A 24,030-nucleotide genomic window follows, 5' to 3' on the forward strand; every position below is an offset into this window, starting at 1 on the left:
TATGAAACTTTTACTGCCGTGGCACTTATCCAGGCGGAAATTACCAAGAACCGGACGGTGTGGGGACTGTTGGGGCTGCCTGAGCAAGCGAATAACAACCGGGTCCTGCTAACGGGCAATCATGCTGGCCTGAAAGATCGCAAATGCACCGATGATCCTTTGCTGCACACAAATATGGCCAATGTTCAGGATGATGACGTAGCGTTTGATCAGGGTGGCGCTAATCCGCTATTCCTACGAGCTGCTGCCAATACAAATGTCCAATATATAGCTTCCGACTCCTCGCAGCGAGCACAGAACATTGAGCAGTACATTACTCAGTACGATGATGGCAAACCGACGGATCGCATTATGTTGCCGCGCTGGCCAACCAATGTGTTCGTGAATGTCATTAATCCGGATCAGTTGGTTGATGAATACAACTATATGTTTCACGATCGGTTTGTCAATGCCGGACAGGATCCCTGCACCATATCCGGGGCGATCTGCACCCCCCGGAGTTATGCAGAAATTCTCGCTGCTGAAGCTGACAATGCGGTGCGTCATATGCTGAGCTTTAATAAATGGCCTCATTTTTTCCATCAATCGAATGCAGCCAATTATGCAAACGGTAATACGCTGATATTTGATTGGTTAAACGCTGTCTTTGCAGCCTACGAGCGCTTGTTTAAATTACCAGTCTTGAATTTACCATATTGGCAAATTGGCGATAAAACAAAACAGAGACTCGACGCGAAGACTGCGATTATTCAAGCGAAATGGGATCGGGCCACGAATCAAGTCACCTTATCGGCCAACAAAGCGGTAACTCTAGAGGTGACGGGAATTACCGGTGGAGGAACATATGGCGGTCAATATGTCCGTCCAGTTAACGTAACTACGACACCAACAGCGTTCACGGTCAATCGGGGGCTGACGCAGTAAGCAACCGCTACTTCGGTAATTTTATAGAAAAGTCTTAATAATTAAGAGGATAATCAAATGGAACACTACATTCACTCGTTGAGAACTGTCCTTGCGCTGCTGATTGTCGCCATGGCTATGTTGATAGGCACAGGGATGCCAATATCGGTATATGCAGCCGCAGGACAAAAACCTGATAATCCGGGGAAATCTGAGGCGGCACCAGGACATCAGGATGAGGCTGAGGAGCAAAGAAATAAAATACGGAAAGAGGAAGAGCATAAGTTAAAAAAAGGAAAGGGAATCAGAGAAGGGCGGGAACAGGGAGAGGAAAATTCATATTATCCTCAGCAAACGAAATCGCTGGCAGAGCGGCTTAGAGAATCGGCGGCCATTGTTGCGCAACAAGGCGGCAATGCCCAACCGCTTCTTGATGCGGCTGCTTATTACGACAAGGAGGCTGAATAATCGCGTTTTTGTTTGATGGATAGTTTAAATAGCCCCGGTAAGCCGGGGCGATGTGATAGCCATACAGGCAGTAGTACTGAAAAAAATTGAATCAACCCAAATCAAATTGCAAAAAATGTATTCAAATCATTAAGAGGAACATACTGTCGTGACTGATCTAAATATAGTTATTTTGGCTGCTGGAATTGGTAAAAGAATGCAATCATCTCAGCCTAAAGTATTACATTTGCTGGCTGGGAAACCCTTATTAGGACATGTGCTTGATGCTGCCAGAGCACTTTCTCCCAAAAAAGTCTGCGTTGTTTATGGGCATGGTGGTGAGATGGTGCAAAACGCTATCAACGATAATGAAATTATTTGGGCGCAACAAGAAGTTCAGCTAGGAACGGGTCATGCTCTGTTACAGGCTCTGCCTTACCTTGATAATGAGGGGGTAACGCTGGTATTGCTGGGTGATGTACCTTTAATAAAAGTTGATACATTGAGCAGACTGATCTCAAAGGCTACAGAAAATAACTTTGTTCTGTTGACCGCAGAGCTGGATGCCCCATTTGGCTATGGCAGAATCGTCAAGAATCAAGCAACAGGTGCGATTCAAGCCATTGTCGAGGAAAAGGATGCCAATGAACTTCAGCTTCAAATCCGGGAAGTCAATACAGGTATTATGGTATTGCCTAATTCATATTTACATGAGTTTTTGCCTAAGCTGCAAAACAAAAATTCGCAAGGTGAGTATTATCTTACCGATATTATTGAGATGGCTGTAAAAGCAGGTGTGAGGGTAGATGCTGCCCATCCGGTTCATAGCTGGGAGGTATTGGGAGTTAACAGTAAATCGCATTTAGCCGAGCTTGAACGCATTTATCAGCGTGATAATGCAAAAAATCTGTTGGAACGGGGTGTTATGATCATGGATCCTTCCCGCATTGACGTACGCGGGCAGTTGGTTTGTGGCCGTAACGTTGAAATTGATATCAATTGTATTTTTGAGGGCAGTGTGCAACTTGGTGATGACGTCAAAATTGGTGCTCATTGCATTTTACGGAATGTCACTGTCTACTCGGGAACAACAATTTTCCCGTTTAGTTTGATAGAAAACTCAGAGATAGGAAAAAGCTGTCATGTAGGGCCATATTCGCGCATCCGTCCTGGGACTAGGCTTTATGATGAAGCGCATGTTGGTAATTTTGTCGAGATAAAAAACAGCAAAATTGGCATGGGGAGTAAAGCAAATCACCTCAGTTACATAGGTGATGCAGTAATTGGTTCAAAGGTGAATATTGGGGCTGGAACAATAACCTGTAATTATGATGGTGCTCTTAAGCATCAGACTATTATTGAGGATGATGTTTTTGTTGGTTCAGATACGCAACTGGTAGCGCCAGTAAGAATAGCGCGAGGTTCTACTATCGGTGCAGGTTCTACAATTACCCGCGATACCCCTGAAGATCAATTAACATTGGCCCGTGCCAGGCAAGTGAGTATTAATGGTTGGAAACGTCCCAAAAAGAACAAAGCATAGTTCATGTTTGTATTAAAACAAATATAGCGTGAGAGGAGGCATTATGTGTGGAATAGTGGGAGCCATTGCTAAAAACGACGTAGTACCAGTTTTATTAGAAGGTTTATCGAAACTTGAATATCGCGGTTATGATTCGGCAGGGATTGCTATTGCAAATGGAAAATTGCATAGATTACGTACTACCGGGCGTGTGAGTGAATTGAGCAAACTTGCTCATCTTCAGAAAACACATGGATTTACTGGCATTGCTCATACACGCTGGGCGACCCATGGGGCTCCTAGTGAACGTAATGCACATCCCCATTTCTCAGGAGATGAAAGAAAAATAGCTGTCGTCCATAATGGTATTATTGAAAATCATGAAGCAATACGGAAACGTCTTGAACCTGAAGGATTCAAATTTTCTTCGGACACTGATACCGAAGTAATAGCACATCTTATTTCATTCAATCTCAAGACGACTCATGACCTGCTTGAAGCCGTTTGCTCGTCTGTCGCAGAATTGCAAGGCGCCTATGCGATTGCGGTAGTTGAAGAAACGCGACCAGATCATATTGTGGTTGCGCGGAATGGTGCGCCCCTATTATTAGGTTTAGGAACAGAAGGTAACTATGTTGCGTCAGATGCATCAGCCTTAGTCCAGGTAACGCGGAATATGGTTTATCTAGAGGAAGGAGATGTAGCGGAATTACATCAAGACGGTTACCGCATATTGAGTTGTGTTAAAGGTAAGAAAGGTAAAGAGGTGAATCGTCCTGTTCAAGAAAGCAATCTAACTCGTGAGGCTGTTGAATTGGGTCCATATGTTCACTTCATGCAAAAGGAAATATTCGAGCAACCCGTAGCAATCGCTAACACATTGGAAATGGTATCAAATGCCCAATCCATTTCTCCACAATTATTTGGCAGTAAAGCCGAGAAAATTTTTAAACATACAAATGGCATTTTGATATTGGCCTGCGGCACAAGTTATCATGCGGGTCTCGTTGCCAAATATTGGTTGGAGACTATTGCAGGCTTACAATGCAATGTAGAAATCGCAAGCGAATATCGTTATCGGGATCCAATAGCAGACAAAAATATACTCGTGGTAGGAATTTCCCAATCGGGTGAGACGGCAGATACACTAGCCGCTATCAGTTATGCTAAATCATTAGGGCATCAGTATAGTTTAGCTATTTGTAATGTTCCTGAAAGTGCATTGATTCGACAGGCAGATCTGCGTTTTCTTACACGTGCAGGACCTGAAATCGGCGTAGCTTCTACCAAGGCATTTACAACGCAATTAGCTGCATTGATGCTGTTGACTGTCACTTTAGCCAAGCTTCGTAACAAATTCTCTCACGAGTTTGAGCAAAAAATGTTGATGGCCATGCGGCGTTTACCTACTGCTATCCAGCTTGCACTACAAATTGAGCCGCAAATAATTAAATGGGCAGCCAATTTTTTTCAAAAACGCCATGCTTTATTCCTTGGACGAGGAGTGCATTATCCTATTGCTTTAGAGGGTGCGCTCAAACTCAAAGAAATCTCCTATATTCATGCAGAAGCTTATGCTGCTGGTGAGCTTAAACATGGACCACTTGCTTTGGTCGATAAGGATATGCCTGTGATTGCCATTGCGCCTAATGATGCATTATTGGAGAAGCTTAAATCCAATTTACAGGAAGTTCGTGCGCGGGGAGGAGAGCTATATGTTTTTGCCGATGCTGATTCCCAAATTCAGGAGAGCGAAGGTGTGCACATTATTCGGTTAGCGGAGTATGCTGGTATGCTAAGCCCTATTTTGCATACTATTCCATTACAATTGCTAGCCTATCATGTAGCTTTGCAGAAAGGTACAGATGTAGATAAACCAAGAAATTTAGCAAAGGCTGTAACAGTCGAATAGCTTAAGTTTAGATTAGAGAGATTCTTTTTTATCTTAAGATAGTAAGAAGATAAAAGAAAACGGGAGAGGGCGTAAAAAGAGGTGTAATTTTTGATTATCTCTTGTCCAGGACCAAGGGTATTTTCAATAAAGTAAGTATGGAATAGAATCTCTGTACTTACTTTATTATTTTTGATATTTATTTAAACATAGATTAACAGTAATTATTGCCATACTTTGGCAGTATTGAGCAATCATAGTCTTCTGCTGTATTCCCAAACGGCGATACATAAGCTCCGGCCGCTGATACGAAATTCAGAAGTATTTATGGTTCTCCTTTTCGAAAATATCTTTTCATGCAAACCAAGCCTGTTTAAACCATGATTACTTTATTCATAAAGTATGGGATGATGATAGGATTGGATATTTTTCATTAAAAAAGGAAACTAATGGCAGGTCACAGCAAGTGGGCTAATATTAAACATAAGAAGGCGGCCCAAGATGCCAAGCGTGGTAAGATTTTCACGCGATTGATCAAGGAAATAACTATTGCAGCTCGGTTAGGGGGGGCTGATCCTGGGAGTAACCCTCGCTTACGGCTCGCTATTGATAAGGCATACGAACACAATATGCCTAAAGACAACATCGAACGCGCTATCAAGCGTGGATGTGGGGATTTGGAAGGAGTAAGTTATGAAGAAGTTCGCTATGAAGGTTATGGAGTAGGGGGGGCTGCAATCATGGCAGATTGCATGACTGATAATCGGACACGGACTGTTGCCGATGTGCGTCATGCATTCACTAAATATGGTGGTAATCTTGGTACAGATGGTTCAGTTGCATTTCTATTTAAGCATTGTGGTCAATTGCTTTTCGCACCTGGGGCTGATGAAGATCGATTAATAGAAGTAGCATTAGAAGTGGGGGCTGAAGACGTTATCAATAATGAAGATAATAGTATAGAAGTCATTACTGCGCCTTATGAATTTATTGCAGTTAAAGCTGGTTTGGAAAAAGCTGGTTTTAAAGCTGACCACGCTGAAGTTACTATGAAACCGATAAACGAGACTGTGCTGACAGGGGATGATGCAGTCAGAATGCAAAAACTGTTAGATGCATTAGAAAATATTGATGATATACAGGAGGTTTATACCACTGCGGTCCTTGTTGAGTAATTGGGAGGGAAGGTGAGGAAATTCGTATTCTTGGTATAGATCCCGGTTTGCATATTACTGGCTTTGGGATAATCGATAAAATTGGCAGCAAATTGGTTTATGTGACCAGCGGTTGTATCAAAACATCTTCAGACAATAAGCTGCCACCTCGTTTGAAATTGATTCTTGACGGTCTTAACCACATCATTCTGCGGCATGCTCCTGAACATGCCGCAATAGAACAAGTCTTTGTTAACATTAATCCAAAATCAACTTTATTACTTGGACAAGCACGTGGTGTGGCAATTTGTGCTGCTGTGCTTAATAATCTTGAAGTATCTGAATATACTGCCCTGCAGATCAAACAAGCAGTAGTTGGTAATGGGCATGCTAAAAAAGAGCAAGTCCAGGAGATGGTTGTAAAATTATTAAGACTGGAAGGAAAGCCCGGTGTCGATGCATCTGATGCGCTTGCCTGTGCGATTTGTCATGCTCATGGTGGATTGGGTACACTTGCGGGCATATACCGCCAATTAAAGAACGGAAGAATGGTGTGATAGGAAAAATAACAGGTGCATTGCTTGAAAAACGTCCCCCCTTAGTGGTATTAGACGTGCAAGGAATTGGTTATGAAATCGATGTGCCGATGAGTACGTTTTACCATCTCCCTGCAATTGGAGAAGCTGTGACCCTCTATACCCAATTTATCGTTAGGGAGGATGCTCATTTATTGTTTGGATTTGGTACTGAGGCCGAACGTTTTGTTTTCCGGCAGCTAATGAAAATCTCTGGTGTGGGCTCAAGAACTGCTTTGGCTTTATTGTCCGGATTAAGTGTAGCAGATATACATCATGTGGTAGCCACCCAAGATTCTGTGCGGCTTACCAGAATTCCAGGAATAGGGAAAAAAACTGCTGAACGTTTACTTTTAGAGTTGCGGGATAAACTTGATTTTGATACAAATCATTTTGATACAGTAACCGTCTCTGCAAGAAGTGATAGTGACATACTGAATGCGTTGCGCTCGCTAGGCTATAATGACCGGGAAGTGGATTGGGCAGTCAAACAATTACCTAACAATATTACTGTTTCAGATGGCATTAAACAAGCCTTGAAGCTCCTTTCAAAAGAAAAGTAGTACATTTTCTGGATAGTCGAATGATTGAGACAGATCGAATTATTGCTGCAACATCATTTTCTTCTCAAGAAGAAGTATTAGAGCGAGCCTTACGTCCCAGGCAACTTGAGGAATATGTTGGCCAGGAAAAGATTCGAGAGCAATTACAAATATTTATCGAGGCAGCACGACGACGAAAGGAATCTTTAGATCACGTACTATTGTTTGGGCCTCCGGGTTTAGGTAAAACGACGTTGGCGCATATTATTGCTAGAGAAATGGGTGTTAACTTGCGCCAAACATCAGGGCCAGTATTGGAGAGGCCGGGTGATTTAGCCGCTTTGCTCACCAACCTTGAACCTAATGATGTATTGTTTATCGATGAAATTCATCGACTCTCGGCGGTAGTGGAGGAGATTCTTTATCCTGCATTGGAAGATTATCAGCTTGATATCATGATTGGGGAAGGCCCAGCTGCTCGCTCAGTTAAAATTGACTTACCACCTTTTACCCTAGTAGGGGCGACTACCCGTGCAGGAATGCTGACCAATCCGCTTAGAGATCGTTTTGGTATTGTGTCGCGGCTAGAGTTTTATACCACTGATGAGTTAAGTAAAATCGTAATCCGTTCAGCAGGGTTGCTGTATGTCAAAATCTCTTTTGAGGGAGCAAAGGAGATTGCATGTCGATCGCGTGGTACACCTCGTATTGCGAACCGGTTGTTACGAAGGGTTCGAGATTTTGCTGAAATCAAGGCTGAAGGATATATTACGCAACCCGTGGCAGATGCGGCTCTAAAGATGCTGGATGTGGATGCGATAGGGCTTGATGTATTAGATAGAAAGCTGTTATTGGCTGTTCTGGAAAAATTTGAAGGCGGGCCCGTGGGTATAGATAATCTAGCCGCAGCAATCAATGAAGAGCGTGACACCATTGAAGATATTTTGGAGCCCTATTTGATTCAGCAAGGATTCTTGAAACGTACGCCGCGCGGCCGTATGGCAACAGCCATTACTTATCAGCATTTTAATGTCATTCCTCCGAAAAATAGCTTAATGGATGACCTATGGAGTGAATGTTGAAGTATTGATAAAAAAATTGTGAACAAAAGGTTATAAATGAGCTTCGAGCATCAAACGCAATTTGCTTTACCGGATCATATCTTCTCCCACCCAGTGCGCGTTTATTATCAGGACACCGATACAGGGGGAGTCGTTTATCATGCGAATTATCTTAATTTTATGGAACGCGCTCGTTATGAATGGCTGCGAGAAATGGGATTTTCGGTTGATACATTAATTCGAGCGCATAAAACGGTTTTTATGGTGCGTTCACTTAATATCGAATATTTCAAGCCAGCACTTCTCGATGATTTGCTGTATGTTACAGTTCAAGTAACAGAGATAGGAAGAAGTCGCATCACATTGTTTCAACAAGTCCTGCGAGAACAAGTCATGTTGGTCAGTGCAATTATTCATGTGGTATGTGTCGGTATGGAAAATCTCAAACCAGTGAGTATTCCCATACCGCTTCGTCAAAAAATCAAGAAATAAATTATTATGAATACAAATGTAACTCAAGATTTATCGCTTTTTTACCTTGTTGGCAGTGCTAGCTTGCCTGTACAACTGGTGATGCTGCTTTTATTGATTGCATCATTGCTATCATGGTGGTTTATTTTTCGTAAAATGTTTTCGATTAGATTGGCTATTAAACAAAGCGACGAGTTTGAGAATACCTTTTGGAGAGGGGTAGATCTTAACGCGCTTTACCACCGAGCAGCCGGTGCGCGTGACATGGCTGGAAGCATGGAGCGTATTTTTGAAGCAGGATTTCGTGAATTTACCAAGCATCAAGCCGGTATGGATATTGGTGCGATAATGGATAGTACACGGGGTGCAATGCGTGCTGCCTATCAACGCGAAATGGACAGATTAGAATCTCATCTCTCTTTTCTAGCGACCGTAGGATCAGTAAGCCCTTATGTTGGTTTGTTTGGTACGGTCTGGGGTATTATGAATTCATTTCGTGAATTATCCAATTTAACCCAAGCAACCATTGCGCATGTTGCACCAGGTATTGCAGAAGCGCTCATAGCCACGGCGATGGGTTTGTTCGCAGCGATTCCAGCGGTTATTGCTTATAATCGTTATGCAAGTGATACCAGTCAATTAGCAACACGCTATGAGAGTTTTATGGAAGAACTATCTAATGTGTTGCAACGACGAGCAGCAAAATTATAAGAGGATTATAGTCATCACATGATTAATCGTCGTACTAAACGTCGTCTAATGAACGAAATCAATGTCGTGCCATATATTGATGTGATGCTGGTGCTATTGGTTATTTTCATGATCACAGCGCCGCTTATTCATCCTGGTCAAATTGAACTTCCTCAAATCGGCAAATCGTCAACAGCCCCTGTTGAACCTTTGGAAGTGATTATTGCTGCAGATGGCAATCTGACATTACGTGACCGTAGTAAAGTAGGGAGTGAGCAGAAAATGAGTCGTAGCGAACTTGTAAAGGCAATCAAAAATAAACAGGCACAAAATACTGAACAACCTGTCGTGATTGCAGCCGATAAAAATGTTCGCTATGAAGAGGTGATCAATGTCATGGATATATTACAACAAGAACAAGTTAATAAGGTTGGGCTGCTCACAAAACCCAGATAAGAACGCAAGTAACAATGAATGTGACAGCTTGGCGAGATACTTCCTATACAGAACCTGGATTATTACGGGCTGCTGTACTAGCTTTGCTAGTGCATATTATTTTTTTTGTATTTATGGTTTTTGGCTTAAGCTGGAAAAATAATCCACCTGAATCAATGGTTGTTGATTTGTGGAGTGATTTGCCACAGCCAATTAAACTTGTTCCTGCTAGAGAAACACCACCGCGACCTGAATCTGTGCGACAACCCCCCATCAAAGCGAAATCTGAGCCAGTGAAAGAGACGCCTCCTAAACCTGAATCAGTCAAGGAAGATGTTCCGTCGCCCTCCCAAAAACCCGTTACTGAGATCAAGGAAAAAACGGTAAAACCTCAGCCTGCGAAGGAAGTTGCAAAGCAGCCTGAGCCAGTTAAAGAGATTTCTCCTAAATCTGAGCCAATCAAGACAGATGCTCCGTCGCCATCTCAAAAACCGGCTATCGAGATCAAGGAAAAAACGGTAAAACCTCAGCCTGCGAAGGAAGTTGCAAAGCAGCCTGAGCCAGTTAAAGAGACTTCTCCTAAACCTGAGCCAATCAAGACAGATGCTCCGTCGCCATCCCAAAAACCGACTACTGAGATCAAGGAAAAAACAGTAAAACCTCAGCCTACAAAGGAAGCCGCAAAGCAGTCTGAGCCAGTTAAACAAATTCCTCCTAAGGCTGAGCCAATCAAGGAAAAGATAACCCAATCAGAGGTTGCTAAGGACACAACAAAAGAAATAACGAAAGAAACAACGAAAAAATCCGATCTGGAGAAAGAGAAGCAACTTAAGGAACAGCAACAGGCTGAAGAAATCAAGCGGCAACAACAACGTGAACAAGAAGCTACTGCACAAAAAGCTGCAGCGGAGAAAACCAGACAAATGGATGAAATAGCTAAATATAAGGCAATGATTCAAGCAAAAATCAGAAGTCGTATTGTCATGCCGCCCAATTTGCCCGGTAATCCGGTTGTTGAGTACAGAGTGACGCTCTTACCAGGAGGAGAAGTATTAAACGTAGTGTTGCGCAGAGCCAGTGGTTATCCTGCATTTGATGAAGCAGTTGAAAGAGCTATCTTTTTATCCACACCATTACCTATACCGCCGGATCTAACGTTATTCAGAGAATTTCGTGATTTTAATCTTACTGTACATTACCGTGAATCGTTTTGATTTTTACAGAACGCAATTTTTTTGAGAACTGCTGTTATGCAAAATTATTTACATCGTGCTTCCTTTTATGCATTTATTTTATTTTTATCGATGATGCATACACCGCTAAATGCAGCGCTTAATATCGAAATATTTGGTGGAGGTGCAACTAGAATCCCTATTGCTATTGTTCCATTTTCTGCTGAATCAAGACTTCCGCAGAGTGTAACCACAATAGTAGCAGCTGATTTAGCGCGCACAGGTTTATTTAAGATAGTTGAATCATTAGGTCATACACCTCATGAACCGGAAGAAATTGTTTATGCAGATTGGCAGAATCAAGGGGCAAGTGCCCTCGTGATAGGCAATACGACGACTCTACCCGATGGGCGGATTGAGGTGCGCTTTCGTTTGATGGATATTGCAAAGCAGGTCCAGTTAACTGGATTTACAAGTACGGTTTCGGCCGATCAGCTACGCGCTGTCGCTCATCGTATTGCTGATATCATTTATGAGGCATTGACAGGTGATATTGGGGTATTTAGCACCCGTATTGCTTATGTATTGAAACAGGGCACTAAATATGCGCTGCAGGTAGCTGATTCTGATGGCCATAATGCGCAATCAGTCATCGAATATACCGAGCCTATTATTTCTCCTGCGTGGTCACCTGATGGCAGCAAACTTGCCTATGTTTCATTTGAAAATAAAAAGCCTGTAGTTTATGTCCAGGAATTGGTGACGCGCAACCGGAAAGCTGTCGCTAATTTTAAGGGTAGTAATAGTGCACCAGCTTGGTCTCCAGATGGCAGTAAGCTAGCTGTAGTATTGACTATGCAGGGTGGATCACAAATATTTTTGATTAATGCAGATGGAAGTGGCGTCCAAAGACTTACGCAAAGTTCGGGAATTGATACGGAACCAAGTTTCTCACCCGATGGCCGATCAATTATTTTTACTTCTGATCGTGGAGGTAGTCCACAAATATACCGCGTGGCGATAACCGGAAATCAAGCTGGTATAGCTGAACGACTAACATTTGAAGGAAGCTACAATGTAAGTCCGCGTTTTAGCCCAGATGGAAAAAGCTTTGCTTACATTCATCGTCATGGTGGTAGGTTTAATGTTGCCGTACAAGATTTTTCTAGGCGACAAGTACAAATATTAACCGATTCAAAATTTGATGAGTCTCCTAGCTTTGCACCCAATGGCAAGATGATTTTATATGCTACTGAAATAGGAGGGCGTGGTATATTATCCGCCGTTTCGAGCGATGGACAAACAAAGCAGCGGCTTACTTCACAAGCTGGTGATATCAGAGAGCCAGTATGGGGTCCTTTGTTGAAATCGCAGCGTACAAGCAAATTTATTAATTAATTTTTAAGGTAAAAAATGAAAAAAATTTTGAGTGTGTTGATAATCTGTTTATTGTCAGCGTGCGCAAGCAAAACTACACAACCTACCAGTGAATTGGAAGACCGAACTATGGGGGGGGGTGGCATGGGTGCGAGTGCACAAGAGGGTATGAGAGCAGGTGGGGGTGGATTTGGCATGGATCCATTACGAGATCCTTCTAACATTCTTTCTCAGCGGAGTATTTATTTTGACTTTGATAACTATACAATAAAAAACGAATACAGAGATTTAGTGCTGGCGCATGCTAGGTACTTACGGGATAACTCAAACTCTAAGGTATTAATACAGGGTAATACCGATGAACGTGGAAGCCGTGAGTATAATCTTGCGCTTGGTCAGCGTCGGGCTGATAGCGTAAAAAATGCTATGTTGCTCTCGGGCGCCCGTGATCATCAACTTGAGGCAGTAAGCCTAGGTGAGGAAAAACCTCGTGCAGCAGGTCGTGATGAATCTTCATGGACTGAGAACCGTCGAGCCGATATTCTTTATCAAGGGGAATACTAATGTTGGTACGTGCTTCCATACTATTGTTTTTGTTTAGTTGTAATGTGAGTTTCGCAGGGTTATTTGATGATGCACATGCCCGTGAGCAAATAGAGGTAATGCAAAAACAAATGCAAGAGTTGGAGGCGCGTATTGTTAGCATGGAGGAAGCGCTTAAAAATCAGGCGATATTGGAGCTTTATACTCAGATCGAAGCGTTTAAAATTGAGCTTGGAAAACTGCATGGGCAAATTGAGATACTGAATGAAGAAAATAAAGTTTTGAAGAAACAGCAGAAAGATTTTTATCTGGATTTGGATAACCGATTGAAACAAGTAGAGCCGGCATCCCATGATGCTTCGATAGGGTTGGATTCTCCACCAGAGACAACAGTTAAAACGGCTCCTTCTGCTACGCCAGCGACCGAAACGAGTAGCGTAGTACAACAGCCTAAAGATCTGGCTACAGACATATCAGAGCGCGATGCTTATAACGCAAGTTATAGCTTATTCAAAGGAGGTAATTATTCAGGAGCAATCACGCAATTTGAGAATTTTATTACGCGTTACCCTACCTCTAATTTAGCACCAGGAGCTGCCTATTGGATCGGTAATGCTTATTATGCATTACGTGATTTTAGTTCTGCCATCAGAGCCCAGCAAAGAGTCATCGAGAATTATCCGAAAAGTGGAAAAGCGCCTGATGCCATGCTTAATATTGCAAGTAGCCAACTAGAAATGGCTGAGGTTGCTGCAGCCAAAACAACATTACAAAGCTTAGTCGCAAAATATCCCAATAGTGACGCTGCTGAAAAAGCTAGACGGCGTCTTGCCAACCTTAAATAAGATTTAACAATGAAAGCAGCAGCTTTTTAAAGCTGTTTCTAAAAACGTAATGCATTTCCCCTCTTTATTACGACAACATTCCACACAAAAACCTGAAGCAGAAGTACTGCGTGTAAGTGAGATATTTTATTCTATTCAAGGAGAAACTAGTCGCATTGGTTTGCCAACAGTGTTTATTCGTTTGACTGGCTGTCCGCTACGGTGTGGATATTGTGATACTGAGTATGCATTTTCAGGAGGCGAGAATATGTCAATTGCTGATGTGCTGAATGAAGCTTCAAGTTATGCCTCTCGTTATATTACAGTTACTGGAGGTGAGCCACTGGCACAGAAAGCTTGTCCGACACTGCTAAAAGTATTATGTGATACAGGTTATTCGGTATCGATTGAAACGAGCGGTGCGCTCGATATATCCAAAGTTGATAAAAGGGTTTCCAAGATCGTGGATATTAAAACACCCGGTTCGGGGGAGGTTGCAAAAAATCGTTGGTCTAATATTGATTATTTAACTGACCAGGATGAATTGAAGTTTGTTTTATGTGACGAAGCAGATTATCGGTGGGCGGTTGATGTGTTTTACGAACGATGTCTCGATCAGGTTTGTCCGGTATTATTTTCACCAGTATATGGTCAACTCGATCCCGCCAAGCTTGCTGACTGGATATTAAAAGATCGTCTACCGGTTAGATTGCAGCTTCAGCTTCATAAAATACTCTGGGGAGAGGTAGCAGGGCGGTGAAGATTCAGCATATTTGAGAACAGTTCTTCCTTTAACAACACATGGTTTTATGAGAAAAGCGGTCGTACTTTTATCGGGTGGTCTGGATTCTGCCACGACGCTTGCTATTGCTTGCGATAAAGGATTTGTATGTTATGCATTAAGTATTGATTATGGGCAACGCCATCAATCAGAGTTAGCTGCAGCGCTGAAGATCGGCCAATCCATGGGTATACAGGCACATCAAACTATAAGCGTTGATTTGAGCGCATTGGGAGGATCTGCTCTTACTGACAGGTCTATTGCGGTTCCTACTGAAGGGACAATCGCAGGTATTCCAGTTACTTACGTTCCTGCCAGAAATACGATCATGCTTTCTTTAGCTTTAGCATGGGCTGAAGTACTCGGAAGTTACGATATATTTATTGGTGTTAATGCTATCGATTATTCTGGTTATCCAGATTGCCGACCAGATTACATTGAAGCCTTCGAGAAAATGTCGAATCTTGCAACCAAAACTGCCAGAGAGGGGAATAAGCTGATGCTCCATGCGCCACTTCTTAACCTTTCAAAGAAAGAAATTATTTGTTTAGGGACAGAGCTAGGGGTTGATTATGCCTTGACTGTATCATGTTATCAAGCTAATGAAAGTGGCTCTGCTTGTGGTCTATGTGATGCTTGTCGCATACGTAAAGCAGGATTTTTAGCGGCAGATATCTCTGATCCGACGCGATATAGAATAGGTTAAAAATTTGGGCAAGTATCGTTTAAAGTTACTTCTAGATCAAGAGGATGTCTGATCAAATAGAATAAACTGGAATAGACGAGTAGCAAAATAGGCTAGGAGGACTATGATTTTCGTTCAATACACACACCAAGCTTTTTTACCCCTTTAATAATATCAAGTTTGGCCACACTTACTTTTACCCAAGGTGAATTAAATTCTGTCAAAATAATTTGCGCAATATGTTCAGCTAATGCCTCAAGTAAAGAGAATTGTTTGGTAGCTAAAATATCATTGATGCGCTTGATAATCAGAGAATAATCCAGTGCATCTTCAAGTTTGTCAGTAAAACAAGCACGATTAGTGGAGAGGGCGATTTCAAGGTTAAGCTCGATTGTTTGAGCAATCTTTTTTTCCCATGGATAAATTCCAATCAGTGTTTTAGCTTTGAAGTCATGAAGAAAGATGATATCCATTATTAGGATTTAAAAATGATCTATAACCTTGGTGGGATAAATTAAAGAAATATTTTTATGTGTTGTTATAGCAATTCTAGTCTATTTATGAAGGTGATGCTATTTTGGTGATGATATGGAAATAGGATTATTGTTGTTAACCGCTTATTTGCTGGGTTCAGTTTCATTTGCAGTTGTAGCAAGTTGGTTATTTAATTTGCCTGATCCAAGAACATATGGCTCAAAAAATCCCGGGGCAACAAATGTGTTGCGTAGTGGCAAGAAAGTGGCGGCAGTTTTGACATTACTAGGTGATGCTGGCAAAGGTTGGCTGGCAGTGATGCTCGCTAAATATTTTTCCCAAACTTGGGAACTAGGAAGTGAAGCGGTTGCGGGTGTTGCAATAGCTGTTTTTCTTGGTCATTTGTTCCCAATCTTTCTTGGTTTTAAAGGTGGCAAAGGGGTGGCAACATCGGCAGGCGTGCTACTCGGCTTGAATCCTTTGTTAGGGCTATTGGTAATATTTACTTGGATTTTAGTTGCCATACTTTGGCGTATATCTTCATTATCTGCTATGATTGCTGCTCTGTTAGCGCCAATTTATGCGTTTATTTTATTTGACTACAAAATAAATGTCTGGGCTATTACTACCATTTCATTGCTACTTCTTTGGCGGCATAAACTAAATATCATCAATTTAGTTATAGGTAGAGAAACGCGCATTGGAGAATAAAGCAAGCTGTGAGTTGAGATCGAAGATTCTTACAATATTTCCAGATCCCATCTGGCTCTTACTGTAAAGCTGCTCATAGTGTGTTGGTAGTTAATCTTTTGTTGTTGTAAACGCATTGCTCCAGCAAAAGCGATCATTGCGCCATTGTCAGTGCAGAATTCAAATTCTGGAAAAAATACTGTTGCGCCTATGTTGGTTGTTTCGCGAATGAGCCTTTTACGTAATTGGATATTTGCTCCTACTCCACCAGCTACGACTAGTTGACTAAGACCGCTCTGCATGAGAGCGGACAGAGATTTTTCTGCTAGGATGTCTATGACCGCTTCCTGAAAGGCAAGCGCAATGTCAGCACAAGTTTGGAATGTAATATTATGATTTTTTATTAAAGTTGATACAGCAGTTTTTAATCCGCTGAAACTAAAGTTAAAGTTCCCGCTATGTCGCATAGGGCGAGGGAGTTTAAAACGACCCGATTGACCTTGTTCAGCAAGTTCGGCAAGTGCTCGCCCACCGGGATAATCTAACCCAAGTAGTTTTGCTGTTTTGTCAAAAGCTTCACCTGCCGCATCATCTACTGTTTCGCCAAGCAGTATATACTGCCCTATTCCATTTACCTTTATTAACTGAGTGTGACCACCAGAAACGAGAAGTGCTACAAAAGGAAACATGGGGGAAGGTGTCGATAATAGAGGAGACAGGAGATGGCCTTCAAGATGATGAATATTCAGTACAGGGATTTTAAGAGCGAATGACAGTGCGGAACCAATACATGCGCCTACTAGTAATGCTCCTGCCAGACCAGGCCCTTGAGTGTAGGCAATAGCGTCAACTTCTTTCAAGCAAATATTAGCTTCTTTCAAAGCCTGTTTGATAAGCGGTACTACACGGCGAATATGGTCGCGTGAGGCAAGTTCTGGTACAACTCCGCCATATTCATTATGTATTTCGGTTTGTGAATATAACGTATGACTTAATAAACCATATTTTGTGTGATAAAGCGCAATACCTGTTTCATCACACGACGTTTCAATACCAAGCACAATCATTTTAAAGATACCTCTAAAAATTCAGAGTTTTACACAAAACTAGGCGAGAATAACATATGTTGGCGCTGCATATGATTGATATGTAAGGAAACATTTTTTGCGGACAACAACATATTATAACAAAATATGAATTTTTAGAGGTACCCTTAAATGTCAATAGAAACTATATTGAATCTCTTCGTGTCCAATTTTAAACCTTTTGGCTAGAGAAAGAATAGTAAAAAGTAGTGCACGAGAAAATACAGCTGGTGTTTGCTTTATATCTCTCGTTGATTGCATCCAAAAAGCTTTTCTTACTGCATGCTTTTATAAAGAAAATAATAATGTTATATTTATAAGCTTTTGCAGAATTATTAACATTCAATAGAAATAGAAGGAGACCGAAAGGGATTACTACTTTATGACTACTGTTAAAGTCAAGGAAAATGAACCATTTGAAGTTGCCATGCGTCGTTTTAAGCGCTCGGTTGAGAAAACTGGATTACTTACAGAATTGCGCGCACGCGAATTTTATGAAAAGCCAACTGCAGAACGTAAACGTAAGCATGCAGCAGCTGTCAAGCGTACCTACAAACGTTTGCGCAGTCAATTACTCCCGAAAAAACTTTATTAGTCGGTCAAGAATTCGTAAAACAAATTTATTAGGCTGCTTTGTTATGAATTTGAGGCAGAAAATCACAGAAGATATGAAGGCTGCCATGCGCGCCGGGGACTCAAAAAAGCGTGACGCTATTCGATTATTGCAGGCAGCTATTAAACAGCGAGAAGTTGATGAGCGTATTGAATTAAATGATACAGCAATCATTGCAGTAATTGAGAAAATGCTTAAACAGCGTAGAGATTCGATCACGCAATATGAAGCTGCTCACCGACAAGATTTGGCTGATGCCGAAAAATATGAAGTGAACATACTGCTTGCTTATATGCCTCAAATGATGAGTGAGGCTGAAGTCACTAGTATAGTGAACGAAGTTATCGCTCTAGTAGGAGATGCGGGGCAGCAACGGATGGGTAAGATCATGGCTTTGTTAAAACCTAAATTGACTGGAAGTGCAGATATGACTCAAGTAGCCGCGCTGGTGAAGAAAAAAATTTCTTCTTGATTTTATTAAATGAGAATTTATTTTTAGTCAATGTGTTTGGGGCAGTAGTTAAGAGTCTATTAACCTCATCGATAATCAGCTAATTATTGGCGTACTTTAATAAATGGTTCCCCAATCGTTTATTCAAGAGTTGCTCTATCGCATAGATATAGCGGATGTAGTTGGGCGTTATGTGCCACTTAGGAAAGCTGGTAGCAATTTTAGCGCATGCTGCCCGTTTCATAATGAAAAAACCCCATCATTTATAGTTAGTCCAACAAAACAGTTCTATCATTGTTTTGGTTGTGGAAAGCATGGTAACGCCATTAATTTTCTGATTGAGCATACTGGAATGAGTTTTGTTGATGCGGTTGAGAATTTGGCTGCTTCTGTTGGATTGCAAATTCCAGTTCAACAAGCTGTAACTTATTCTCGAGTATTTGAATCTCGCTTATCGCCTACTAAAAAAGAAGGCGAGCAAGATAAAGCTGGGGAGTCTGTGCAACACATGGCTGAATCGATGAAAATTGCAGCTCAATACTATCGTAGTCAACTTAAGAATGCTGAACATGCGATTGCTTATTTAAAAAGGCGCGGTATAACAGGCGAAATAGCTGTTCGTTTTGGGGTTGGTTATGCGCCGGCTAACCGACAAAATCTTGCTTCTGTATTTTCTGATTATCTGCTAAAGCAATCAGAAAATGTATTGGTGAAAGTGGGTTTGGTCATACATGGCAATGATGGTAAACATTATGATCGATTCCGTAATCGCATTATGTTCCCAATTTTAGACCAGAAAGGTAGGATAATCGGTTTTGGTGGAAGGGTATTGGATGCTGGAGAGCCAAAGTATTTAAATTCTCCTGAGACGGCTTTATTTATAAAAGGGCGTGAACTTTATAATTTGTTTGCAGCCAGCAAGGCGATTCGTAAAACAGGACGAGCTTTGGTGGTAGAGGGGTATATGGACGTAGTTATGCTTGCGCAGCATGATATAGACTATGCGGTTGCTACGCTTGGTACTGCTACTACCCCTTTTCATATCCAAAAGCTATTGCGTCAAACAGATAAAATCATTTTTTGTTTCGATGGTGACAGTGCAGGGAGGAAAGCGGCTTGGCGTGCGCTCGAAAATAGCTTATCCCAATTACGGGATGGAAAAGATATAAGTTTTCTGTTTCTACCAGAGAATGAGGATCCCGACAGCTATGTTCGGAAGTATGGTAAAGAATCATTCGAAGCGCTTCTCGATCAGGCGCTACCTCTCTCTGAGTTTTTTTATGGTGAATTATCTGGGCGTGTGAATTTGCAAACCAGCGAAGGGCGCGCTGGTTTGGTGCAACATGCGCGACCATTATTGGCTCAGATAAGTGGCGCTCCAGTTCTTGCTCTTATGCTGATAAAGCGATTGGCACTACTCACTTCTATTAACCAAAACGAATTAGAGGGGTTGTTGCAAATTAAGCGAAAAAATCTCTTTTCTCGGCCTAACCTGAAGCGACCGCAACCAGTAACACCTTATCGTAAATTAATTCAATTAATCCTACATGATCCAGTATATGTCGAGAAGCTAGAAAAAAGTATGCTGACAGGAGATGGTGAGCAAAATGATGAAAAGACACTATTGATAGAGCTGATAGATTTTTTTAATGCTTTATCACCGCAAGACTTAAAAGATGCAACATTGTTATCGATTAAGGCATATTTCTGTGATAACCCATATTATGAATTGTTAGAAACAATAGAAAAAGAAATAAGTATGTGGGGAGAAGGGGTCGATATAGAAGCAGAGTTTACTGGAATATTGTTGCGATTGAGAGAAATGCGCCGCAAACAAAGAATGGCTGTGCTACATAGTAAACCTCTAAATTTGCTTACCTTAGAAGAAAAACGAGAATTGCAACAATTATATGTTTCTTAAAGAGGTTTATTATCAAAATCTTTATGAGAACAAGCAAATGCAGATCTGTTAAATAGCTGTTATATATTTGAACTTTTCATTGATTAATTGAACAAAAAATAAAAAAGTAGCGTGGTGTTAATAGCTAATAAGGTATATTTGCCAAAATGAAAAAGAGTTCTAAAAACATCGCTGAATGAGATGCGTCATGATAAATTTTTGATATACTCAAAGATTTTAAAATTTATTTGTCCATATTATCTAAATTTCAGCAAATTTATAATATTAGTCAGCGGTGACTAAGAGAATGAATAAAAGTTAATAACTGAGCAAGGGCTGGCCCTTGAATAGAAAAATAGACCTTGTTGCTAAAGGTATAGATAGATTGGGTAACAAAAATAAAGATTGAATTTTTTTGCAGTTAAGAGTGCTAGGGCACTTGAAATATGGATACCAAACAATTAACACAAGAAGTAGATACAGAAAATCAGATTATTGATAATCAGTCGGAGTTAACTAAGATAAAATCGGCGAAAATGAAAGCATCCAAAAAAATTAAAGCATCGAATAATGATCATGTGGAAGAAATGGTTGAGGAAACCTTGTCATCAGCGCCTCAAGATATCGAGGCAAGGAAGATGCGGCTTAAGAAATTGATTGTTCAGGGTAAGGAACGTGGTTATTTAACTTACGCTGAAATTAATGATCATTTGCCTGATGATATGCTAGATGCAGAGCAAATTGAAGGTGTCATTAGCATGATCAATGATATGGGAATTTCTGTTCATGATGAGGCGCCAGATGCAGAAGTATTATTAATGTCTGATACAGCAACTGCTGTAACTGATGAGGATGTGGTTGAAGAGGCTGAGGCAGCGCTCTCTAGTGTAGATTCGGAATTTGGCCGTACTACTGACCCAGTACGCATGTATATGCGTGAGATGGGATCTGTAGAATTATTAACGCGCGAAAGTGAGATAGAAATAGCAAAACGTATTGAAGATGGTTTGAGGCATATGATACAGGCTATTTCTGCATGCCCAACGATTATTGCGGATATTCTAAATCTGGCAACTGAAGTTGAAAATGATCGGTTGCGTGTTGATGAATTGGTGGATGGTTTTCTTGATGATGATGCTCAAGAAATCCTTAATGAAGAGATGTCTGATGAGTCGCTTGAACAGGATTTTGTTTCTGATGACATGGAAGATGAGAGTGGAGTTGCGGTGGCAAGTGCCAGCTTGATTAAGTTAAAAAATGATGTATTAGAACGTTTTTTAGAGATTCGCGAAGCCTATAACGAGATGCAAAAAATAATCGAAAAAAATGGCTCCCGCGATGATAAAAAATATAAATCTCTTCAGGAAAAAATTTCATCCGAACTCATGGCTATGAGATTCTCGGCCAAGATGGTGGAAAAATTATGTGATTCACAGCGCGATCTTGTTAATGAAATTCGCAATTGCGAGCGGAAAATTATGGATCTATGCGTTACTAAGGCAAATATGCCAAGGAATTATTTTATCAAGGTTTTTCCTGGTAATGAAACCAATCTAGAGTGGGTTAAGTCAGAAGTTGAATCTAACAAGCCTTGCGGTCAGTCATTAAGGCATTTCATGCCTGCTATTATGGAGCAGCAGCAATGTTTGCTTTTTCTGCAAGAGCAAGCCAAAATCCCTATCAAAGAACTGAAAGAGATTAATCGCCGAATGACTACTGGTGAGGCTAAAGCGCGGCGTGCAAAGCGTGAAATGACAGAAGCTAATTTACGATTGGTGATTTCGATTGCTAAAAAATATACTAATCGTGGTTTGCAATTTTTAGATCTCATCCAGGAAGGTAATATTGGTTTGATGAAGGCTGTCGATAAATTTGAATATCGACGTGGTTACAAATTTTCTACTTATGCAACTTGGTGGATACGTCAGGCAATAACACGTTCTATTGCTGATCAGGCTCGTACCATTCGAATTCCTGTTCATATGATTGAAACAATTAATAAAATGAATCGTATCTCGCGTCAGATTCTGCAAGAAACTGGGCAAGAGCCGGAACCGGCATTGTTAGCCCAAAAAATGGAGATGCCTGAAGAGAAGATTAGAAAAATCCTCAAGATTTCTAAAGAGCCAATCTCGATGGAAACACCCATCGGTGATGATGAAGATTCCCACTTGGGGGATTTTATAGAAGATTCCTCTACTGTAGCACCCGCTGATGCTGCTGTTTATGCTAGTTTGCGCACTGCTACTAAGGATGTGCTCGATTCTCTTACGCCACGAGAGGCAAAAGTCTTGCGAATGCGTTTTGGTATTGAAATGAATACTGATCATACCTTAGAGGAGGTTGGGAAACAGTTCGATGTTACTCGTGAGCGTATCCGTCAAATAGAAGCAAAGGCATTGAGGAAATTACGTCATCCGGCTCGCTCCGATCGCCTGCGTAGCTTTTTGGATACAGGGAACTCATAATTCATAATTTATTATCGCGTTACATGAGATATAATATTCGTGCTCTAAATTCTTGAGTTGCTAATATATTATCAGTTTGTAGGTTGACTGGTATGGGCGCAGGTGACTTAATAAATACGTCATGCAGCGTATTACAGCGACAAAATAATGTCGGGTGATAGAGACGGATTGTGCGTGCTATGTATTCATAATAAGTTGACAGCTCAAATGGGTCTGTAGCTCAGTTGGTTAGAGCAGGGGACTCATAATCCCTTGGTCGCTGGTTCGAGTCCAGCCAGACCCACCAATGAAAGCAGAGGGTTGCGATCCTGTAATGCAACTCTTTTTCATTATTTGAAGCGGATGTTTAGATTGATTTTGTATAAAAATATTGATGTCCGCGCTGGCTTCGTCGTTCGGTAGGGAAATTGATGTGAATGATCCGAGGAATAATAATCAGGATATAAGCCTATTCATTCCAATTCTGCCTTAAGCTCATCATTGACAGATATTAATCTTGCTAAGGAATAATAATGTATTTATTGACTTAGGGCTATAATGCATCCATAATGACGGATTAATTTGGAGGGGTTCCCGAGCGGTCAAAGGGATCAGACTGTAAATCTGACGGCTCTGCCTTCGAAGGTTCGAATCCTTCCCCCTCCACCATATTTTTAGTTGCTGAAAGAGCGAGAGCGGTTAAGCGTAGGGATTCAGTACTTAATCATAAATTATAGGGATGGGTGGGTTTTCTAAAGTATGCGGGTGTAGCTCAATGGTAGAGCAGAAGCCTTCCAAGCTTACGACGAGGGTTCGATTCCCTTCACCCGCTCCAAATATTAGAAAGCAGTGCGAGTAAGGTGGATGTAGTTTGCCCATGTAGCTTAGTGGTAGAGCACTCCCTTGGTAAGGGAGAGGTCGCCAGTTCAATTCTGGCCATGGGCTCCATAGTCATAGTTAGAGTGCTGTTGTAAAATGAAGCAATTTTGATGATGAGGATATAGCATGGCGAAGAGTAAATTTGAGCGATTGAAGCCGCATATAAACGTTGGCACGATAGGTCATGTGGATCATGGCAAAACGACATTGACGGCAGCCATTACGATGGTGTTAGCGAAAAAATTTGGTGGAGAGGCGAGGTCGTATGCTCAGATTGACTCTGCGCCGGAGGAGCGTGCACGAGGAATTACCATTAATACAGCTCACGTAGAATATGAGACTGAGAAACGTCATTACGCGCATGTAGATTGCCCCGGTCACGCAGATTATGTAAAAAATATGATTACCGGCGCAGCTC

Annotated in this window: 25 protein-coding genes and 4 tRNA genes; 27 read left to right on the top strand and 2 right to left on the bottom strand. The window is 41.4% G+C overall.

All coding sequences use genetic code 11. The annotated features are described in order from the left end of the window. From BM122_RS15250 to queC, 17 genes are all read left to right on the top strand, one after another. On the top strand, positions 1-924 hold a 924-nt coding region (locus tag BM122_RS15250), incomplete at its 5' end, for an Agd3-related carbohydrate deacetylase (protein ID WP_442754344.1). A 57-nt stretch (positions 925-981) separates the two neighbouring features. Beyond that, the gene (locus BM122_RS15255; RefSeq protein WP_074906481.1) at positions 982-1,371 is read left to right on the top strand and encodes a hypothetical protein; all 390 of its coding nucleotides are present in this window, start codon (positions 982-984) and stop codon (positions 1,369-1,371) included. Between the two features lie 148 nt (positions 1,372-1,519). Beyond that, entirely contained in the window at positions 1,520-2,893 is a 1,374-nt protein-coding gene (gene glmU, locus BM122_RS15260) for a bifunctional UDP-N-acetylglucosamine diphosphorylase/glucosamine-1-phosphate N-acetyltransferase GlmU (RefSeq protein WP_074906483.1), read from the top strand. A gap of 43 nt (positions 2,894-2,936) precedes the next feature. After that, a complete protein-coding gene (gene glmS, locus BM122_RS15265; protein WP_074906484.1) occupies positions 2,937-4,784 on the top strand; it encodes a glutamine--fructose-6-phosphate transaminase (isomerizing) in 1,848 nt (615 codons plus the stop codon). A 428-nt stretch (positions 4,785-5,212) separates the two neighbouring features. Continuing rightward, on the top strand, positions 5,213-5,938 hold the full coding sequence (locus BM122_RS15270) for a YebC/PmpR family DNA-binding transcriptional regulator (protein WP_074906486.1): 726 nt from the start codon (positions 5,213-5,215) through the stop codon (positions 5,936-5,938). 20 nt (positions 5,939-5,958) lie between these two features. Continuing rightward, on the top strand, positions 5,959-6,474 hold the full coding sequence (ruvC, locus tag BM122_RS15275; RefSeq protein ID WP_074906488.1) for a crossover junction endodeoxyribonuclease RuvC: 516 nt from the start codon (positions 5,959-5,961) through the stop codon (positions 6,472-6,474). After that, positions 6,471-7,055, top strand: coding sequence for a Holliday junction branch migration protein RuvA (ruvA, locus tag BM122_RS15280; protein ID WP_074906489.1), 585 nt, complete (start codon positions 6,471-6,473; stop codon positions 7,053-7,055). Before ruvC ends, ruvA begins: the two co-directional genes overlap by 4 nt. Positions 7,056-7,075: 20 nt before the next feature. Then, entirely contained in the window at positions 7,076-8,116 is a 1,041-nt protein-coding gene (gene ruvB / locus BM122_RS15285) for a Holliday junction branch migration DNA helicase RuvB (protein ID WP_074906491.1), read from the top strand. A gap of 36 nt (positions 8,117-8,152) precedes the next feature. Then, positions 8,153-8,587 carry a tol-pal system-associated acyl-CoA thioesterase gene (ybgC, locus tag BM122_RS15290; RefSeq protein ID WP_074906492.1) on the top strand — a complete coding sequence of 145 codons (435 nt, stop codon included), beginning with the start codon at positions 8,153-8,155 and terminating at the stop codon, positions 8,585-8,587. A gap of 6 nt (positions 8,588-8,593) precedes the next feature. Continuing rightward, the gene (gene tolQ / locus BM122_RS15295; RefSeq protein WP_074906493.1) at positions 8,594-9,277 is read left to right on the top strand and encodes a protein TolQ; all 684 of its coding nucleotides are present in this window, start codon (positions 8,594-8,596) and stop codon (positions 9,275-9,277) included. Positions 9,278-9,295: 18 nt separating this feature from the next. Further along, positions 9,296-9,712: a protein TolR gene (gene tolR, locus BM122_RS15300; protein WP_177198159.1), complete on the top strand. Its 417-nt coding sequence runs from the start codon at positions 9,296-9,298 to the stop codon at positions 9,710-9,712. 14 nt (positions 9,713-9,726) lie between these two features. Beyond that, positions 9,727-10,905, top strand: a complete 1,179-nt coding sequence (tolA, locus tag BM122_RS15305) for a cell envelope integrity protein TolA (RefSeq protein WP_074906495.1) — start codon at positions 9,727-9,729, stop codon at positions 10,903-10,905. 36 nt (positions 10,906-10,941) lie between these two features. Continuing rightward, positions 10,942-12,261 carry a Tol-Pal system beta propeller repeat protein TolB gene (gene tolB / locus BM122_RS15310; RefSeq protein ID WP_074906496.1) on the top strand — a complete coding sequence of 440 codons (1,320 nt, stop codon included), beginning with the start codon at positions 10,942-10,944 and terminating at the stop codon, positions 12,259-12,261. A 15-nt stretch (positions 12,262-12,276) separates the two neighbouring features. After that, complete coding sequence (pal, locus tag BM122_RS15315; protein ID WP_074906498.1) at positions 12,277-12,804, top strand: peptidoglycan-associated lipoprotein Pal; 528 nt, start codon at positions 12,277-12,279, stop codon at positions 12,802-12,804. After that, positions 12,804-13,628, top strand: a complete 825-nt coding sequence (gene ybgF / locus BM122_RS15320) for a tol-pal system protein YbgF (RefSeq protein WP_074906499.1) — start codon at positions 12,804-12,806, stop codon at positions 13,626-13,628. Before pal ends, ybgF begins: the two co-directional genes overlap by 1 nt. Positions 13,629-13,677: 49 nt before the next feature. Next, a complete protein-coding gene (gene queE / locus BM122_RS15325; protein WP_074906501.1) occupies positions 13,678-14,367 on the top strand; it encodes a 7-carboxy-7-deazaguanine synthase QueE in 690 nt (229 codons plus the stop codon). 49 nt (positions 14,368-14,416) lie between these two features. Then, a complete protein-coding gene (queC, locus tag BM122_RS15330; protein ID WP_074906503.1) occupies positions 14,417-15,094 on the top strand; it encodes a 7-cyano-7-deazaguanine synthase QueC in 678 nt (225 codons plus the stop codon). Between the two features lie 101 nt (positions 15,095-15,195). Here queC and BM122_RS15335 read toward each other — a convergent pair whose 3' ends face one another. Beyond that, positions 15,196-15,546, bottom strand: a complete 351-nt coding sequence (locus BM122_RS15335; RefSeq protein ID WP_074906504.1) for a dihydroneopterin aldolase — start codon at positions 15,544-15,546, stop codon at positions 15,196-15,198. 115 nt (positions 15,547-15,661) lie between these two features. Between BM122_RS15335 and plsY the strand changes: the two genes are divergently transcribed. Next, on the top strand, positions 15,662-16,258 hold the full coding sequence (gene plsY, locus BM122_RS15340; protein ID WP_074906505.1) for a glycerol-3-phosphate 1-O-acyltransferase PlsY: 597 nt from the start codon (positions 15,662-15,664) through the stop codon (positions 16,256-16,258). Between the two features lie 29 nt (positions 16,259-16,287). Here plsY and tsaD read toward each other — a convergent pair whose 3' ends face one another. Next, complete coding sequence (gene tsaD, locus BM122_RS15345) at positions 16,288-17,304, bottom strand: tRNA (adenosine(37)-N6)-threonylcarbamoyltransferase complex transferase subunit TsaD (RefSeq protein ID WP_074906506.1); 1,017 nt, start codon at positions 17,302-17,304, stop codon at positions 16,288-16,290. Positions 17,305-17,704: 400 nt separating this feature from the next. Between tsaD and rpsU the strand changes: the two genes are divergently transcribed. From rpsU to BM122_RS15390, 9 genes are all read left to right on the top strand, one after another. Further along, complete coding sequence (rpsU, locus tag BM122_RS15350) at positions 17,705-17,917, top strand: 30S ribosomal protein S21 (RefSeq protein WP_046848865.1); 213 nt, start codon at positions 17,705-17,707, stop codon at positions 17,915-17,917. 43 nt (positions 17,918-17,960) lie between these two features. After that, entirely contained in the window at positions 17,961-18,407 is a 447-nt protein-coding gene (locus tag BM122_RS15355) for a GatB/YqeY domain-containing protein (protein WP_074906507.1), read from the top strand. 103 nt (positions 18,408-18,510) lie between these two features. Continuing rightward, a complete protein-coding gene (dnaG, locus tag BM122_RS15360; protein WP_074906508.1) occupies positions 18,511-20,307 on the top strand; it encodes a DNA primase in 1,797 nt (598 codons plus the stop codon). A gap of 566 nt (positions 20,308-20,873) precedes the next feature. Beyond that, complete coding sequence (gene rpoD / locus BM122_RS15365) at positions 20,874-22,754, top strand: RNA polymerase sigma factor RpoD (protein WP_256212105.1); 1,881 nt, start codon at positions 20,874-20,876, stop codon at positions 22,752-22,754. Between the two features lie 209 nt (positions 22,755-22,963). Then, positions 22,964-23,040: transfer RNA gene (locus tag BM122_RS15370), tRNA-Ile, on the top strand. A gap of 277 nt (positions 23,041-23,317) precedes the next feature. Continuing rightward, a tRNA-Tyr gene (locus BM122_RS15375) sits at positions 23,318-23,402 on the top strand. A 92-nt stretch (positions 23,403-23,494) separates the two neighbouring features. Then, a tRNA-Gly gene (locus BM122_RS15380) sits at positions 23,495-23,568 on the top strand. A 38-nt stretch (positions 23,569-23,606) separates the two neighbouring features. After that, positions 23,607-23,681: transfer RNA gene (locus tag BM122_RS15385), tRNA-Thr, on the top strand. Positions 23,682-23,738: 57 nt separating this feature from the next. After that, positions 23,739-24,030, top strand: a 292-nt coding sequence (locus BM122_RS15390) for a GTP-binding protein (RefSeq protein WP_256212104.1), incomplete at its 3' end; no start/stop codon positions are given.

It is taken from the genome of Nitrosomonas communis, from assembly GCF_900114745.1.
GTDB classification, from domain to species: domain Bacteria; phylum Pseudomonadota; class Gammaproteobacteria; order Burkholderiales; family Nitrosomonadaceae; genus Nitrosomonas; species Nitrosomonas communis_A.

Excerpts from the sequence above, each read along its gene's own strand:
- tsaD (WP_074906506.1), bottom strand. The coding sequence starts at position 17,304 with ATGATTGTGCTTGGTATTGAAACGTCGTGTGATGAAACAGGTATTGCG.
- glmS (WP_074906484.1), top strand. The coding sequence starts at position 2,937 with ATGTGTGGAATAGTGGGAGCCATTGCTAAAAACGACGTAGTACCAGTT.
- tolB (WP_074906496.1), top strand. The coding sequence starts at position 10,942 with ATGCAAAATTATTTACATCGTGCTTCCTTTTATGCATTTATTTTATTT.
- dnaG (WP_074906508.1), top strand. The coding sequence starts at position 18,511 with ATGGTTCCCCAATCGTTTATTCAAGAGTTGCTCTATCGCATAGATATA.
- BM122_RS15335 (WP_074906504.1), bottom strand. The coding sequence starts at position 15,546 with ATGGATATCATCTTTCTTCATGACTTCAAAGCTAAAACACTGATTGGA.
- BM122_RS15355 (WP_074906507.1), top strand. The coding sequence starts at position 17,961 with ATGAATTTGAGGCAGAAAATCACAGAAGATATGAAGGCTGCCATGCGC.
- queC (WP_074906503.1), top strand. The coding sequence starts at position 14,417 with ATGAGAAAAGCGGTCGTACTTTTATCGGGTGGTCTGGATTCTGCCACG.
- queE (WP_074906501.1), top strand. The coding sequence starts at position 13,678 with ATGCATTTCCCCTCTTTATTACGACAACATTCCACACAAAAACCTGAA.
- BM122_RS15255 (WP_074906481.1), top strand. The coding sequence starts at position 982 with ATGGAACACTACATTCACTCGTTGAGAACTGTCCTTGCGCTGCTGATT.
- ybgF (WP_074906499.1), top strand. The coding sequence starts at position 12,804 with ATGTTGGTACGTGCTTCCATACTATTGTTTTTGTTTAGTTGTAATGTG.
- plsY (WP_074906505.1), top strand. The coding sequence starts at position 15,662 with ATGGAAATAGGATTATTGTTGTTAACCGCTTATTTGCTGGGTTCAGTT.
- tolR (WP_177198159.1), top strand. The coding sequence starts at position 9,296 with ATGATTAATCGTCGTACTAAACGTCGTCTAATGAACGAAATCAATGTC.
- rpoD (WP_256212105.1), top strand. The coding sequence starts at position 20,874 with ATGGTTGAGGAAACCTTGTCATCAGCGCCTCAAGATATCGAGGCAAGG.
- pal (WP_074906498.1), top strand. The coding sequence starts at position 12,277 with ATGAAAAAAATTTTGAGTGTGTTGATAATCTGTTTATTGTCAGCGTGC.
- rpsU (WP_046848865.1), top strand. The coding sequence starts at position 17,705 with ATGACTACTGTTAAAGTCAAGGAAAATGAACCATTTGAAGTTGCCATG.
- tolQ (WP_074906493.1), top strand. The coding sequence starts at position 8,594 with ATGAATACAAATGTAACTCAAGATTTATCGCTTTTTTACCTTGTTGGC.
- ruvB (WP_074906491.1), top strand. The coding sequence starts at position 7,076 with ATGATTGAGACAGATCGAATTATTGCTGCAACATCATTTTCTTCTCAA.
- tolA (WP_074906495.1), top strand. The coding sequence starts at position 9,727 with ATGAATGTGACAGCTTGGCGAGATACTTCCTATACAGAACCTGGATTA.
- ybgC (WP_074906492.1), top strand. The coding sequence starts at position 8,153 with ATGAGCTTCGAGCATCAAACGCAATTTGCTTTACCGGATCATATCTTC.
- BM122_RS15270 (WP_074906486.1), top strand. The coding sequence starts at position 5,213 with ATGGCAGGTCACAGCAAGTGGGCTAATATTAAACATAAGAAGGCGGCC.